The following is a 13,367-nucleotide window of genomic DNA, read 5'->3' on the forward strand; positions in this document are numbered from 1 at the left end:
CAACCACGGCGCTGGTCCGTGGGCGTGAGGCACCTGTCGAATGCCGGATGACCGGCTCACGGTACGCGGGCGCACGCGAGGGGGTCAAACCGACGCGACCCCCGCCCGCGGCCCCGCGCACCCCTCGCCCCGGCCTGTGGATGACGGGTTGATCCTGTGCACATCCGGGCGTTACGTTCTCGCGGTCCCACGGCGGACTCCGCGAGGGGTCCCCGCCGCGGGGCGGGGCCACCACGATGCCCGGGCGGATCGCCGAGACCGACGCTGACCTGCAGCGATGACGTGATCGGACGTGCCGGCCACGACGTCGCGACGACCCGGCGACCGCTGTTCCACAGCCTGTGGATAAAACTGTGGACGTACTGACCGACCCGCGGCCCCCCGGCCGGCCCGACGACAGCAGGGATGACACGTGAGCGACGCCGACGCCGACGCCTCGGAGCGTCCGGAGCGACCGGGCCTGGCCGAGGTGTGGCATCGGATCCTCGCGGAGCTCCAGCCCAACCAGCAGGCCTGGCTGCGCTCGAGCTCGCCGGTCACCCTGCACGAGACCACGGCGATCATCGCCGTGCCCAACAACTTCACGCGCAGCCAGCTCGAGGGCCGCTTGCGCAGCCAGGTCGAGGAGCTGCTCTCCCAGCAGTACCGCTGCGAGATCCAGCTCGCCGTCACGGTCGATCCCGGCCTGGAGACCGAGGCCGAGACCGGCGAGGGCGTCGAGCCGCCCCGACCCGTCGCCGATCCGCACGCCGCCGCCCCGGCACTGCGCGTGGTGCCCGACGACGACGCCCCGCGCACCGCCCCCGCCGCGCCGGGCCTCGCCGGCACCGCGCCCACCGGTGCGTCGAGCGCGTCCGCGGTCTCGAGCGCCGGCGGATCCGCGCTCGAGACCCGGCTCAACCCCAAGTACACCTTCGAGACCTTCGTCATCGGCTCCTCCAACCGCTTCCCGCACGCGGCGGCCGTGGCGGTCGCCGAGGCCCCGGGTCGCGCGTACAACCCGCTCCTGGTCTGGGGCGACTCCGGGCTGGGCAAGACCCACCTGCTGCACGCGATCGGCCACTACGTCCGCAGCCTCTACTCCGGGGCGAAGGTGCGCTACGTCTCCTCGGAGGAGTTCACCAACGAGTTCATCAACGCGATCCGCGACGACCGCACCGACCGCTTCAAGCGCAAGTACCGCGACGTCGACGTGCTGCTGATCGACGACGTGCAGTTCCTGGAGGGCAAGACCCAGACCCAGGAGGAGTTCTTCCACACCTTCAACACCCTCCACACCGCGAACAAGCAGATCGTGCTGACCTCCGACCGGGCCCCCAAGCGGCTCGAGGCGCTGGAGGACCGGCTCCGCTCGCGCTTCGAGTGGGGCCTGATCACCGACGTGCAGCCGCCCGACCTCGAGACCAGGATCGCGATCCTGCGCAAGAAGGCGGCCATGGACCGGCTCACCGCACCGCCGGACGTGCTGGAGTTCATCGGCTCGAAGATCCAGACCAACATCCGCGAGCTCGAGGGGGCCCTGATCCGGGTCACCGCCTTCGCCGCCCTCAACCGGCAGGAGGTCGACATGAGCGTGGCCGAGGTCGTGCTGCGCGACCTGATCCCCGAGGGCGGGGAGCCGGAGATCACCGCGTCGCTGATCATCGCCCAGACCGCGGCCTACTTCGGGCTCTCGATCGAGGAGCTCACCGGTCCCAGCCGCGGCCGGCACCTCGTGATGGCGCGCCAGATCGCCATGTACCTGTGCCGCGAGCTCACCGACCTCTCCCTGCCCAAGATCGGCGCCGAGTTCGGCAACCGCGACCACACGACGGTCATGTACGCCGACCGCAAGATCAACCAGCTGCTCGCCGAGCGCCGCGCGGTGTTCAACCAGGTCACCGAGCTCACCAACCGCGTCAAGCTGCAGGCCCGTCAGGGCTGAGTCCCACGGGCCCGGCGCCGAGCACGAGGGGCCGCACGGGCTGTGGAGAACCGGGGTGCGATGCCCCGAACTACACGGGGAGGATCTGGGGACGCACCGCGTCGTCGTCCCCGGCTCCGTGGCTCGCCCACAGCCGGACCTGTGGTCCGCACCGATCCGCCCACAGCCCCTGTGGACACCGATCCGGCCGCTGACCTGCGACGACGCTGCTCGTCCACAGTTCCCACACCACCTATGACTACGACGAGTCTCCGGTGATGCCGAGATCCTCCGAACTCCACCCGGCCCTCCCCCTGTGGACGGACGGGCGGGCGTGGCAGGATGCCAGTCCCGTCCGTCCTGCCGTCCTGCGCGCCACACGGCCCCGTCCGACCGAGGTCCCACGTTGAAGTTCCGAGTCGATCGCGATCTGTTCGCCGATGCCGTCGCCTGGGCTGCCCGCAGCCTGCCGGTGCGCCCGAGCGCTCCGGTGCTCGCCGGGCTGCTGATCGAGGCCGGCGACGCCGGGCTGGTGCTGTCCACGTTCGACTACGAGACCTCCGCGCGCGCCACGCTCACCGCCGACGTCAGCGACGAGGGCACCGTGCTGGTCAGCGGCCGACTGCTCGCCGACATCTGCCGGGCGCTGCCCGCCAAGCCGGTCGACGTCGTGCTCGACGGCGCCCGGATCTCCCTCACCTGCGGGTCGGCGCGGTTCAGCCTCCAGACGATGCCGGTGCACGACTACCCCTCGATCCCCGACCTGCCGCCCTCCAGCGGCACGGTGCCGAGCGACCTGTTCGCCCACGCCGTCGCCCAGGCGGTCACGGCCGCGGGTCGCGACGACATGCTGCCGGTGCTCACCGGTGTGCGCATCGAGATCGAGGGCGACACGATCGCGCTCCTGGCCACCGACCGCTTCCGGCTCAGCCACCGCGAGATCACGTGGAGCCCGGCCCAGCCCGACGCCTCGCTCGCCGCGCTGGTGCCCGCCAAGGTGCTCTCCGACACCGCCAAGTCGCTCACCGTCGGCCCCGAGGTGACCATCGCCCTCGCCGCCACCGGCAGCGGCGAGGGCATCATCGGCTTCGAGGGCACCGGCCCGGGCGGCATCCGCCGCACCACCACCCGGCTGCTCGACGGTGAGTTCCCCAAGGTCCGCAGCCTGTTCCCGAACGAGAAGCTCACCACCGCGCGGGTCGAGAAGGCCTCGCTGATCGAGTCGGTCAAGCGCGTCTCGTTGGTGGCCGAGCGCAACACCGCCGTGCAGCTCGCCTTCGCCGACGGCGTCCTCACCCTCGACGCCGGCAGCGGCGAGGAGGCGCAGGCCTCGGAGTCGATCGCGGCCGACATCGAGGGCGAGGACCTCACGACCGGCTTCAACCCGCAGTTCCTGCTCGACGGCCTCACCGCACTCGACCAGGACACCATCGAGCTGGCCTTCACCCAGGCCAGCAAGCCGGTGGTGATCAGCGGCCTCGGCGACGACGGCGCGATCGACACCGGGTTCCGCTACCTGCTGATGCCGCGGCGCCTGCTCTCCTAGTCGGCCCGCCGCCCCGTCCCCGCTCGACCGCCCGCTCGCCCCCTGTGGAGGAAGCCATGCACCTCGGACTCGTCGGACTCGGCAAGATGGGCGGCAACATGCGCCAGCGGCTGCGCGAGGGCGGGGTGACGGTCGTCGGCTACGACCGCGACGCCTCCCTGGCCGACGTCGGCTCGCTGGCCGAGCTGGTCGAGGCGCTGCCCGCGCCCCGCGTGGTGTGGGTCATGGTGCCGGCCGGCGACCCGACGCGCAGCACGGTCGCGGAGCTCGCCGACCTGCTCAGCGAGGGCGACCTCGTCGTCGACGGCGGCAACTCCAAGTGGACCGACGACGCCGAGAACGCCGCGCTGCTGGCCGAGCGCGGCATCGGGTTCGTCGACTGCGGCGTGTCCGGCGGTGTGTGGGGCCGCCAGAACGGCTACGCCCTGATGTGCGGCGGTGCGCCCGAGCACGTCGCGCTCGTGCAGCCCGCCTTCGACGTCCTCAAGCCCGCCGACGGCGGATTCGTGCACGCCGGCTCCAGGCCCGGCGCGGGGCACTTCGCCAAGATGGTCCACAACGGCATCGAGTACGCGATGATGCAGGCCTACGCCGAGGGCTGGGAGCTGCTCGAGACCGTCGACCTCGTGGAGGACGTGCCGGCCGTCTTCGACTCCTGGCGCACCGGCACCGTCGTGCGGTCCTGGCTGCTGGACCTGCTCGTCGACGCGCTCGGCGAGGACCCCCACCTCGACGCGCTGGCGGGCTACGCCGACGACTCCGGCGAGGGCCGCTGGACGGTGCAGGCCGCCATCGACCACGCCGTGCCGATGCACGTCATCGCCGCCTCGCTGTTCGCCCGCTTCACCTCCCGCCAGGACGACAGCCCGGCGATGAAGGCGATCGCGGCCATGCGCAACCAGTTCGGCGGGCACGCGGTGAAGGCCAAGGACGCCTGAGCCCACCCGGGCCCTGACGGAGGTCAGCGCAGCGGTCGCCCGTCGACGTCGGTGACCTTGCGCATGATGATGAGGATCAGGTCGATCAGCGCCCAGACCCCCACGCCCCCGCAGGTGAGCAGCTTGGCCACGCCCAGGCCGGTGTGGCCGAGGTAGAACCGGTCCACCCCGAAGATGCCCACGAACCACGCGAGCAGGATCGCCACGAGGTACTCGCGGTTCGAGAACAGCCCGGGGATGTCCCGGGCCGGGAACACCGGCGCACCGGGGGCCACCTGCACCGGGGCGTCGGAGCGCAGGACGCCGTCCAACGCCATCCGCGCCAGGTGCTCGATCGGGTACGGGCCCTGCGACTGGCCCAGGGCGACGAGGTAGAACTCGCCGGACATCGGCGACCCGTACGGACCCGGTGCGCTGGTCGGGAAGTGCGTCATGGCCGCAGCGTAGGGCGTGCTCCCGCGCGACGGCAGGGCCCGCGACGACGACGGCGCCCGTCCCCCGGGCACGAGGCCGGGGCGACGGGCGCCGCAGGGTCGGGACTCAGGGCCGCAGGACGCGGCCCTGGCCGTCGCGGTGCTGGGAGCCGGTGAGGATGAGGATGCCGTCGACGACGCCCCATACGACGAACGCGGGGTAGGTGAAGAAGCCCACCAGGACGCACATCAGCGGCAGGCTCACGAGCGCGCCGATCAGCTGGATCAGCCCCAGGTCGTTGCGGCCCATGTAGAGCCGACCGACGCCGGGGATGCCGACCAGCGAGAGCAGCAGCTGCAGCAGGCCCGCGGTGAGCTTCTGCTTGTCCGAGTAGGGCAGGCCGCTGACCGGGTCGACGCCGTAGTCGATGACGCCGTACGGGCCCGGCGCCGCGCCGTACCCCGGGGCCGGGGCGCCGGGGTAGCCCGCCGGCGGCGGCGTGCCGTAGCCCGGCGTGGGCGGCGCACCGTACGGCGCGGCACCGGAAGCCCCGGGAGCACCGGGCGGCGGCGGCACCGGCCCGCCACCGGCGGGAGGCGTGGGAGGATGTGGCTGCGACGCGTCGTCGCCCCGGGACTTGTCGAAATCGACCATGACGGCATCGTAGGCGGCGTCGGCCCCGGCGCGGCGTGGCTCGTGCGGCCCGTCGCCGACGACCCGTCGACCCGCTCCCCCTGCCGATCCGACGCCCGCCCCGAGGAGGTCCCCATGCACGTCGCGCACCTGGCCCTCCACCAGTTCCGGTCCTACGCGAGCCTGGATCTCGCGCTGGAGCCGGGCGTCACAGCGTTCCTGGGTCGCAACGGCCAGGGCAAGACCAACCTCGTCGAGGCGATCGACTACCTCTCGCGGCTCAGCTCGCACCGCGTCGCGTCCGAGGCGCCGTTGATCCGGTCGGGCGCCCCGCAGGCGATCGTGCGGGCGGCGGTGGTGAAGGACGGGCGGACCGCGGTGCTCGAGGTCGAGCTCAACCCAGGAAAGTCGAATAAGGGACGAATCAATAAGTCGACATTACCGCGGGTGCGTGACCTCGTCGGCCTCGTGCGCACGGTCGTCTTCGCCCCCGACGACCTCGCGCTGATCAAGGCGGAGCCGGCCGTCCGGCGGCGGTTCCTCGACGACCTGCTCGTGCTGCGCACCCCCCGCCTGGCCGGCACGCTCGCCGACTACGAGCGGATCCTCAAGCAGCGCTCCACCCTGCTGAAGACCGCCGGCGCGGCCCGGCGCGGGGGCGGGGCCGAGCTCGACAGCACCCTGGAGGTGTGGGACTCCCACCTCGTCGGTCTGGGGCTGGAGATCCTGCAGCACCGGCGTGCCCTCGTCGCCGACCTCGACCCCTACCTCGTGGAGGCCTACGCCGCCGTCGCCGACGGCGCGGTGCGCGACCGCGCCGCGCAGGAGTACCGCAGCACCGTGCCCGACGGCGAGCAGGCCGGCGTCGCCAGTGCCGAGTCCTTCCACGCCGAGCTGGCGCGTCGTCGTCGTGACGAGCTCGACCGCGGCCAGTGCCTGGTGGGGCCCCACCGCGACGACCTCGTGCTGACCCTCGGACCGGAGGACGACGCCGCGCGGCTGCCGGTGAAGGGGTACGCCAGCCACGGCGAGAGCTGGTCCTTCGCCCTCGCGCTGCGACTGGCCTCCTACCGGTTGCTGCGCAGTGAGGGTGACGACCCGATCCTGATCCTCGACGACGTCTTCGCCGAGCTCGACGCCCGTCGCCGCAGCAGCCTCGCCGGTCTCGTGGCCGATGCCGAGCAGGTGCTGGTCACGGCCGCGGTGCCCGAGGACGTGCCGGCCGCGCTGGCCGGTGCCCGCTTCCGGGTGGCCGACGGCGAGGTGCACCGTGAGTCCTGAGGACACCCCGGTGTCCGGCTCGGCGGCGGAGGGCGAGCAGCCCGCCGAGGAGCCCGGCGAGCAGTCCGGGGCCCCCGCCGCGGACGGGCTCGACCTCGCGCGGGCGGCGATGCGCGCGGCCCGGGCGGCGGGTGGCGCGCCGGCGCGCCGACGTCGTCCCGGCGCCGGTGGCCCGGGTGGGCCGGACGCCACCCGGCGCGGCGGCCGCACCACACCGGGCGCCTGGTCCGGGCCGCGGCCCGACGAGCGTGACCCGCAGCCCCTCGGTGGCGAGATCGCCCGGCTCGTCTCGGCCGGGGGCTGGGAGCTGGACCTGCGGGTGCGCGGGATCTTCGCGCGCTGGGCCGAGATCGTGGGGGCCGAGATCGCCGAGCACGCACGTCCGGAGTCCTTCGCCGACGGCGTCCTGGTGCTGCGCACCGACTCCACCGCCTGGGCCACCCAGCTGCGGCTGCTGCTGCCCACCCTGCTGGTCCGCATCAACGACGCGCTCGGGGCGGGCACGGTGACCGTCGTCGAGGTGCAGGGACCGCGGGGCCCCACGTGGAAGCGCGGACCGCGCAGCGCGCGCGACGGCCGGGGGCCTCGCGACACCTACGGCTGAGCTCGATCGAGGTGCCCGATCGAGGTGCCCGGGCGGGTCCCGCGGATCTCCGGGCGACCTGCGGGTGACCTCCTGGGGACGACGGCGCCCTCAGCCGTCCTGTGCGTCCCTGAGGGACCCGGGGCCGAAGGGGGACCCACCTGACGGTGCGTTCGTGGCTCAGATCGGGCCCGGAACGGCTCTCGAACGGCATCAGGATCCCGAATCGACCCCGATCCGAGACCTCTCACGCGTGAATCCGACCCCCCGACGGGGTAGGATGACCGAGGGTCGATGCCACGACGCCTGCGACGACCGCGGCGGGGTGACGCGGCCTTCGTCATGTCCTGGCCGGCTCGCCCGGTCGCCTGCCGCGAAGAGGTCCTGCGTGTCCGAACAGTCTGCTGAGTCCGCCGAGCCGATCCAGTCCCCGGAGACCGCAGCCGCCGCGACCCCGGGCACCACGGGCGGGACCGTGTCCGCCCCGGTCGAGACCGAGTACGACGCCTCGGCGATCCAGGTGCTCGAAGGACTCGAGGCGGTGCGCAAGCGCCCCGGCATGTACATCGGGTCCACGGGTGCCCGGGGTCTGCACCACCTGATCTGGGAGATCGTCGACAACGCGGTGGACGAGTCCCTCGCCGGGCACTGCGACACGATCAAGGTCAGCCTCAACGCCGACAACTCCGTGACCGTCGTCGACAACGGGCGGGGTATCCCGACCGACACCGCGCCGGGCCAGGAGCTGCCGGCGGCCACCCTGGCCCTCACCGTCCTGCACGCCGGCGGCAAGTTCGGCGGCGGCGGGTACAAGGTGTCGGGCGGTCTGCACGGCGTCGGGTCGTCGGTGGTGAACGCGCTCTCCGACCACCTCAAGCTCGAGATCAAGAACCGCGGCCACCTCTGGGAGCAGGAGTTCAGCCTCGGCGCCCCCGACTACCCGCTGCGCCGGGTGCGGCCGCTCGAGGAGGGCGAGCGCACCGGCACCACCGTCACGTGGACCGCCAGCCCCGACATCTTCGAGACCACCGAGTACAACCTCGAGACGATCGCCACGCGCTTCCGCGAGATGGCGTTCCTCAACAAGGGCCTGCGCATCGAGCTGCGTGACGCCCGCCCCCAGGCCGAGGAGATCGCCGAGGCGGTCGAGGACGGCACCGCCGACGAGACCATCGCCATCGGTGAGGGCGCGGAGGTGCACGCCACCGAGGTCGACGGCCACAAGGCGCTGGAGCAGATCTTCCAGTACGAGCGCGGGCTGGCCGACTACGTCGACTTCCTCAACCGCCGCCGCACCCCGCTGAGCCCGATCATCCCCTTCGAGGCCGAGACCGGCGACGCCGTCGCCAACCCGATGAGCCTGGAGGTCGCCATGCAGTGGCAGGCCACCTCCTACAACGAGTCGGTGCACACCTTCGCCAACAACATCAACACGCCCGAGGGCGGCACCCACGAGGAGGGCTTCCGGGCCGCGCTGACCTCGCTGGTGAACCGGTGGGGCGAGGAGTGGGGCCTGATCAAGAAGAAGGAGGACCGGCTCACCGGCGACGACATCCGCGAGGGCCTGACCGCCATCATCAGCCTCAAGGTCTCCAACCCCCAGTTCGAGGGTCAGACCAAGGCCAAGCTCGGCAACACCGAGGCCAAGGGTTTCGTGCAGTCGGTGGTCAACGACCAGCTCGGCGCCTGGCTGGAGCAGAACCCCGGCGAGGGCAAGGAGATCATCCGCAAGGCGCAGGCCGCGGCCACCGCCCGCATCGCCGCCCGCAAGGCGCGCGACCTCGCCCGCTCCCGCAAGGGGCTGCTGGGCGGCGGGGGTCTGCCGGGCAAGCTGTCGGACTGCCAGTCCACCAAGCCCGAGGAGTGCGAGGTCTTCATCGTCGAGGGCGACTCCGCCGGCGGCTCGGCCCGCCAGGGCCGCGACCCCAAGGTGCAGGCGATCCTCCCGATCCGCGGCAAGATCCTCAACGTCGAGAAGGCCCGCATCGACAAGGTGCTGAGCAACACCGAGGTGCAGGCGATCATCTCGGCGCTCGGCACCGGCATCACCGACGAGTTCGACCTCGCCAAGCTGCGCTACCACAAGGTCGTGCTGATGGCCGACGCCGACGTCGACGGCCACCACATCAACACCCTGCTGCTGACCCTGCTCATACGGTTCATGCGCCCGCTCATCGAGCAGGGGCACGTCTACATGGCCCAGCCGCCGCTGTACCGGCTGCGCTGGGTCGGCCCGCCCACCGAGCACCACTTCGTCTACTCCGACGCCGAGCGCGACGCCGTCATGGCCGACGGCCTGGCGCAGGGTCGCCGGCTGCCGAAGGAGAACCCGGTGCAGCGCTACAAGGGTCTGGGCGAGATGAACGCCAAGGAGCTGTGGGAGACCACGATGGACCCCGAGAACCGGCTGCTGCTCCAGGTGACCCTCGACGACGCCGCCCACGCCGACGAGATCTTCTCGATCCTCATGGGCGAGGACGTCGAGCAGCGGCGCTCCTTCATCCAGCGCAACGCCAAGGACGTCCGATTCCTCGATATCTGAGTCTCTAGCCGCGTTCCTAGAGTCCTCTAGAGCGCTGCAGACGCACCCGGATCATCCGCGAGACCAGCAGAGAGAACGACTGTGACCCAGACGCAGAACCCCGGCGGCCCCACTCCCCCCGGCGGCCGTATCGAGCCCGTCGAGCTGCAGACCTCCATGCAGCGCGCCTACATCGACTACGCGATGGCGGTCATCGTGGGTCGTGCGCTGCCCGACGTGCGCGACGGTCTCAAGCCGGTGCACCGTCGCGTGCTCTACGCGATGTACGACGGCGGCTACCGCCCCGACCGCGGCTACTCCAAGTGCAGCCGCGTGGTGGGCGACGTCATGGGTCAGTACCACCCCCACGGCGACACCGCGATCTACGACACCCTCGTGCGCCTCGCACAGCCGTGGGTGATGCGCGCCCCGCTCGTGCAGGGCCAGGGCAACTTCGGCTCGGCGGGCAACGACGCCGCCGCGGCCATGCGGTACACCGAATGCCGGATGGACCCGCTCGCGCTGGAGATGGTGCGCGACATCGAGAAGGAGACCGTCGACTTCCAGCCGAACTACGACGGTCGCTCCGCCGAGCCGACCGTCCTGCCCTCGCGGTTCCCGAACCTGCTGGTCAACGGCTCGGCCGGCATCGCGGTGGGCATGGCCACCTCCATCCCGCCGCACAACCTGCGCGAGGTCGCGGCCGGCGCCATCTGGGCGCTGGAGCACCCCGAGGCCACCAAGCAGGAGCTGCAGGACGCGCTGCTCGAGCGGATCTCGGGCCCCGACTTCCCCAACGGCGCGCTGATCGTGGGCCGTCAGGGCATCGAGCAGGCCTACCGCACCGGCCGCGGCTCGATCACCCAGCGGGCCGTGGTGGAGATCGACGAGGAGCCCGGTGGCCGGGTGGTGCTCGTCATCACCGAGCTGCCCTACATGGTCAACCCCGACAACCTGGCCATCAAGATCGCCGACCTCGCGGTCACCGGCAAGGTGCAGGGCATCGCCGACGTGCGTGACGACACCTCCGACCGCACCGGCCAGCGCCTGGTCGTGGTGCTCAAGCGCGACGCCGTGGCGCGCGTGGTGCTGAACAACCTGTTCAAGCACACCGAGCTGCAGACCAACTTCAGCGCCAACATGCTCGCGCTGGTCGACGGCGTGCCGCGCACGCTCTCGATCGACGCGTTCATCAGCAACTGGGTGGCGCACCAGATCGACGTCATCCAGCGCCGCACGCGCTACCTGCTCGCCGAGGCCGAGCGCCAGGCCCACATCCAGCGCGCCCTGGTGAAGGCCCTCGACGCCCTCGACGACGTCATCGCGCTCATCCGCCGCTCCCCCAGTGCCGACGAGGCCCGCACCGGCCTGATGGAGCTGCTGGAGATCGACGAGATCCAGGCCCAGGCCATCCTCGACATGCAGCTGCGCCGGCTCGCGGCCCTGGAGCGGCAGAAGATCATCGACCGGCTCGCCGAGCTCGAGCTCGAGATCGCCGACTACGAGGACATCCTCGCCAAGCCCGAGCGGCAGCGCGAGATCGTCTCCACCGAGCTCACCGCGATCGTGGAGAAGTTCGGCGACGACCGCCGCACCCAGATCATCGCCTCCGACGGCGACCTGTCGATGGAGGACCTCATCCCCGATGAGGAGCTCGTCGTCTCGATCACGCGCGGCGGCTACGCGAAGCGCACCCGCTCCGACCAGTACCGGCTGCAGAAGCGCGGCGGCAAGGGGGTGCGGGGCGCGTCGCTGCGCGGCGACGACGTCGTCGAGCACTTCATCGCCACCACCAACCACCACTGGCTGCTGTTCTTCACCACCGCGGGTCGGGTCTACCGCACCAAGGCCTACAACCTGCCCGAGGCCGGCCGCGACGCCAAGGGCGGTCACGTCGCCGGGCTGCTGTCCTTCCAGCCCGACGAGTCGATCGCCCAGGTGCTGGCGATCCGCGACTACGAGCAGGCGCCCTACCTGGTGCTCGCCACGCGCAAGGGGCTGGTGAAGAAGACCCGCCTGGCCGACTACAACTCCCCGCGCCAGGCCGGCGTCATCGCGATCAACTTCCGCGACGACGACGACGCCCTGATCGGCGCCGAGCTGGTGGACGGCGGCGACGACATCCTGCTCGTCTCCCGCAAGGGCTCGGCGATCCGCTTCCACGCCAGCGACGAGCAGCTGCGCCCGATGGGCCGGGCCACCTCGGGCGTGACGGGCATGAAGTTCCGCGACGAGGGCGACTCGGTGCTCTCGATGTCGGTGATCCGCGCCGCGCAGATCGCCCACGAGAACGACGAGGCCGACGCCGCCACGCAGTACGTCTTCACCATCACCGACGGCGGCTTCGCCAAGCGCACCCCGATCGCGGAGTACCGCGTCACCAACCGCGGCGGCCTCGGCATCAAGGCGATGGCGCTGGGCAACGAGTCGCGCGGCGTGCTCGTCGGCGGATTCATCGTCCAGGAGGGCGACGAGATCCTCTCGATCACCGCCAACGGTCAGGTCGTGCGCAGCCCGATCAACGCCGACTTCCGGCCCACCGGCCGCGCCACCCAGGGCGTGCGGTTCGTCTCGCCCAAGGGCAAGGACTCGGTGGCGGTCGTGGCCCGCTCGGTGGAGAGCCGCGAGGAGGAGGGCGAGGACGGCGAGGTCGTCGCCGTGAGTGCCGACGTCGCCGACGGGGTCGAGACTGCGGCGCCCGAGGCCCCGGATGCCACAATCGAGCCCGACAGCACCCCGGACACCCCGGGTGGGGCGGAGGATGAGGACTGATGACGCAGGGATCGGCCGGTACGGGCACCTCGGGCCCCGACCTCGCCAAGGGCCGGGGCGGTGACGGCGACACCGCCGTGCGCGCCGGTCTGGCGGAGCGGGTGCAGGCCAAGCTCGCCGCGGCGGCCCAGGAGCACCAGGCCTCCGCCGCCGGCACCGACGCCCCGCGCGGGCGCGGTCCGCGCCGGGCCCGGCTGCGGCTCACCCGGATCGATCCCTGGTCGGTCATGAAGACCTCGTTCCTGCTGGCCATCGCCTTCGGCATCGTCACCGTCGTGGCGGTCGCGATGGTGTGGCAGGTGCTCGGCACCGCCGGTGTCTGGGACTCGATCAACACCACGGTCCGCGACACCATCGGCGGGCGCGACACCGCCAACTTCGACATCGAGGACTACGTCGGCACCAGCCGCGTCGTCGGCTTCACGATGCTGGTCGCCGCGCTCAACGTCGTGCTGCTCACCGCCGTCGCCACCCTGGGCGCGTTCCTCTACAACATGGCCGCCGCCCTCCTCGGCGGTATCGAGCTCACCCTCGCCGAGGACCAGTGAGCCCCACCCGGCGCCGGCCCTGACCGGTGCGGGGATGTTCCACGTGGAACGACGGGCCCCGGTTTGGGGGGCCCGTCGGACCTGCGGTAACGTTCCCTCCGGTCCGTGTCGATGCGGGCCGGTGCGGGCCTATAGCTCAGACGGTTAGAGCGCTTCCCTGATAAGGAAGAGGTCACAGGTTCAAGTCCTGTTAGGCCCACCCACTCACGTCCACCCCCTGGTGACCGA

The 13,367-nt window shown here is 71.8% G+C and carries 10 protein-coding genes and 1 tRNA gene; 9 read left to right on the forward strand and 2 right to left on the reverse strand.

The genetic code is table 11. From position 1 onward, the window contains the following. The first annotated feature begins 412 nt into the window (after nt 1–412). From dnaA to gnd, 3 genes are all read left to right on the forward strand, one after another. Complete coding sequence (dnaA, locus tag ACERUJ_RS17810; protein ID WP_370250227.1) at nt 413–1,924, forward strand: chromosomal replication initiator protein DnaA; 1,512 nt, start codon at nt 413–415, stop codon at nt 1,922–1,924. Between the two features lie 385 nt (nt 1,925–2,309). Beyond that, nucleotides 2,310–3,449: a DNA polymerase III subunit beta gene (dnaN, locus tag ACERUJ_RS17815; RefSeq protein WP_370250228.1), complete on the forward strand. Its 1,140-nt coding sequence runs from the start codon at nt 2,310–2,312 to the stop codon at nt 3,447–3,449. Between the two features lie 56 nt (nt 3,450–3,505). After that, nucleotides 3,506–4,387, forward strand: a complete 882-nt coding sequence (gene gnd / locus ACERUJ_RS17820) for a phosphogluconate dehydrogenase (NAD(+)-dependent, decarboxylating) (RefSeq protein ID WP_370250229.1) — start codon at nt 3,506–3,508, stop codon at nt 4,385–4,387. 23 nt (nt 4,388–4,410) lie between these two features. On the opposite strand, the gene ACERUJ_RS17825 is transcribed toward gnd, so the two are convergent. Together ACERUJ_RS17825 and ACERUJ_RS17830 are read right to left on the reverse strand one after the other, a co-directional pair. After that, complete coding sequence (locus ACERUJ_RS17825; protein ID WP_370250231.1) at nt 4,411–4,821, reverse strand: TM2 domain-containing protein; 411 nt, start codon at nt 4,819–4,821, stop codon at nt 4,411–4,413. 106 nt (nt 4,822–4,927) lie between these two features. After that, nucleotides 4,928–5,455, reverse strand: a complete 528-nt coding sequence (locus ACERUJ_RS17830; protein ID WP_370250232.1) for a hypothetical protein — start codon at nt 5,453–5,455, stop codon at nt 4,928–4,930. Nucleotides 5,456–5,569: 114 nt separating this feature from the next. On the opposite strand from ACERUJ_RS17830, the gene recF reads away from it, so the two are divergent. The 6 genes from recF (at nt 5,570) to ACERUJ_RS17860 (ending at nt 13,338) form a co-directional block, all read left to right on the forward strand. Further along, entirely contained in the window at nt 5,570–6,715 is a 1,146-nt protein-coding gene (gene recF / locus ACERUJ_RS17835; protein WP_370250233.1) for a DNA replication/repair protein RecF, read from the forward strand. Further along, the gene (locus ACERUJ_RS17840) at nt 6,705–7,319 is read left to right on the forward strand and encodes a DUF721 domain-containing protein (protein ID WP_370250234.1); all 615 of its coding nucleotides are present in this window, start codon (nt 6,705–6,707) and stop codon (nt 7,317–7,319) included. The genes recF and ACERUJ_RS17840 overlap by 11 nt, the downstream gene beginning before the upstream one ends. A gap of 367 nt (nt 7,320–7,686) precedes the next feature. After that, complete coding sequence (gene gyrB, locus ACERUJ_RS17845) at nt 7,687–9,840, forward strand: DNA topoisomerase (ATP-hydrolyzing) subunit B (protein WP_370250235.1); 2,154 nt, start codon at nt 7,687–7,689, stop codon at nt 9,838–9,840. Nucleotides 9,841–9,996: 156 nt separating this feature from the next. Further along, on the forward strand, nt 9,997–12,591 hold the full coding sequence (gyrA, locus tag ACERUJ_RS17850; protein WP_370250416.1) for a DNA gyrase subunit A: 2,595 nt from the start codon (nt 9,997–9,999) through the stop codon (nt 12,589–12,591). Next, the gene (locus tag ACERUJ_RS17855; RefSeq protein ID WP_370250236.1) at nt 12,591–13,139 is read left to right on the forward strand and encodes a DUF3566 domain-containing protein; all 549 of its coding nucleotides are present in this window, start codon (nt 12,591–12,593) and stop codon (nt 13,137–13,139) included. Before gyrA ends, ACERUJ_RS17855 begins: the two co-directional genes overlap by 1 nt. 125 nt (nt 13,140–13,264) lie before the next feature. Next, nucleotides 13,265–13,338, forward strand: a tRNA-Ile gene (locus tag ACERUJ_RS17860). Nucleotides 13,339–13,367 lie beyond the last annotated feature (29 nt).

Origin of the sequence: Nocardioides sp., assembly GCF_964228225.1 — a bacterium.
Taxonomy (GTDB): Bacteria; Actinomycetota; Actinomycetes; order Propionibacteriales; family Nocardioidaceae; genus Nocardioides.

Excerpts from the sequence above, each read along its gene's own strand:
- gnd (WP_370250229.1), top strand. The coding sequence starts at position 3,506 with ATGCACCTCGGACTCGTCGGACTCGGCAAGATGGGCGGCAACATGCGC.
- ACERUJ_RS17855 (WP_370250236.1), top strand. The coding sequence starts at position 12,591 with ATGACGCAGGGATCGGCCGGTACGGGCACCTCGGGCCCCGACCTCGCC.
- ACERUJ_RS17825 (WP_370250231.1), bottom strand. The coding sequence starts at position 4,821 with ATGACGCACTTCCCGACCAGCGCACCGGGTCCGTACGGGTCGCCGATG.
- recF (WP_370250233.1), top strand. The coding sequence starts at position 5,570 with ATGCACGTCGCGCACCTGGCCCTCCACCAGTTCCGGTCCTACGCGAGC.
- ACERUJ_RS17830 (WP_370250232.1), bottom strand. The coding sequence starts at position 5,455 with ATGGTCGATTTCGACAAGTCCCGGGGCGACGACGCGTCGCAGCCACAT.
- gyrA (WP_370250416.1), top strand. The coding sequence starts at position 9,997 with ATGCAGCGCGCCTACATCGACTACGCGATGGCGGTCATCGTGGGTCGT.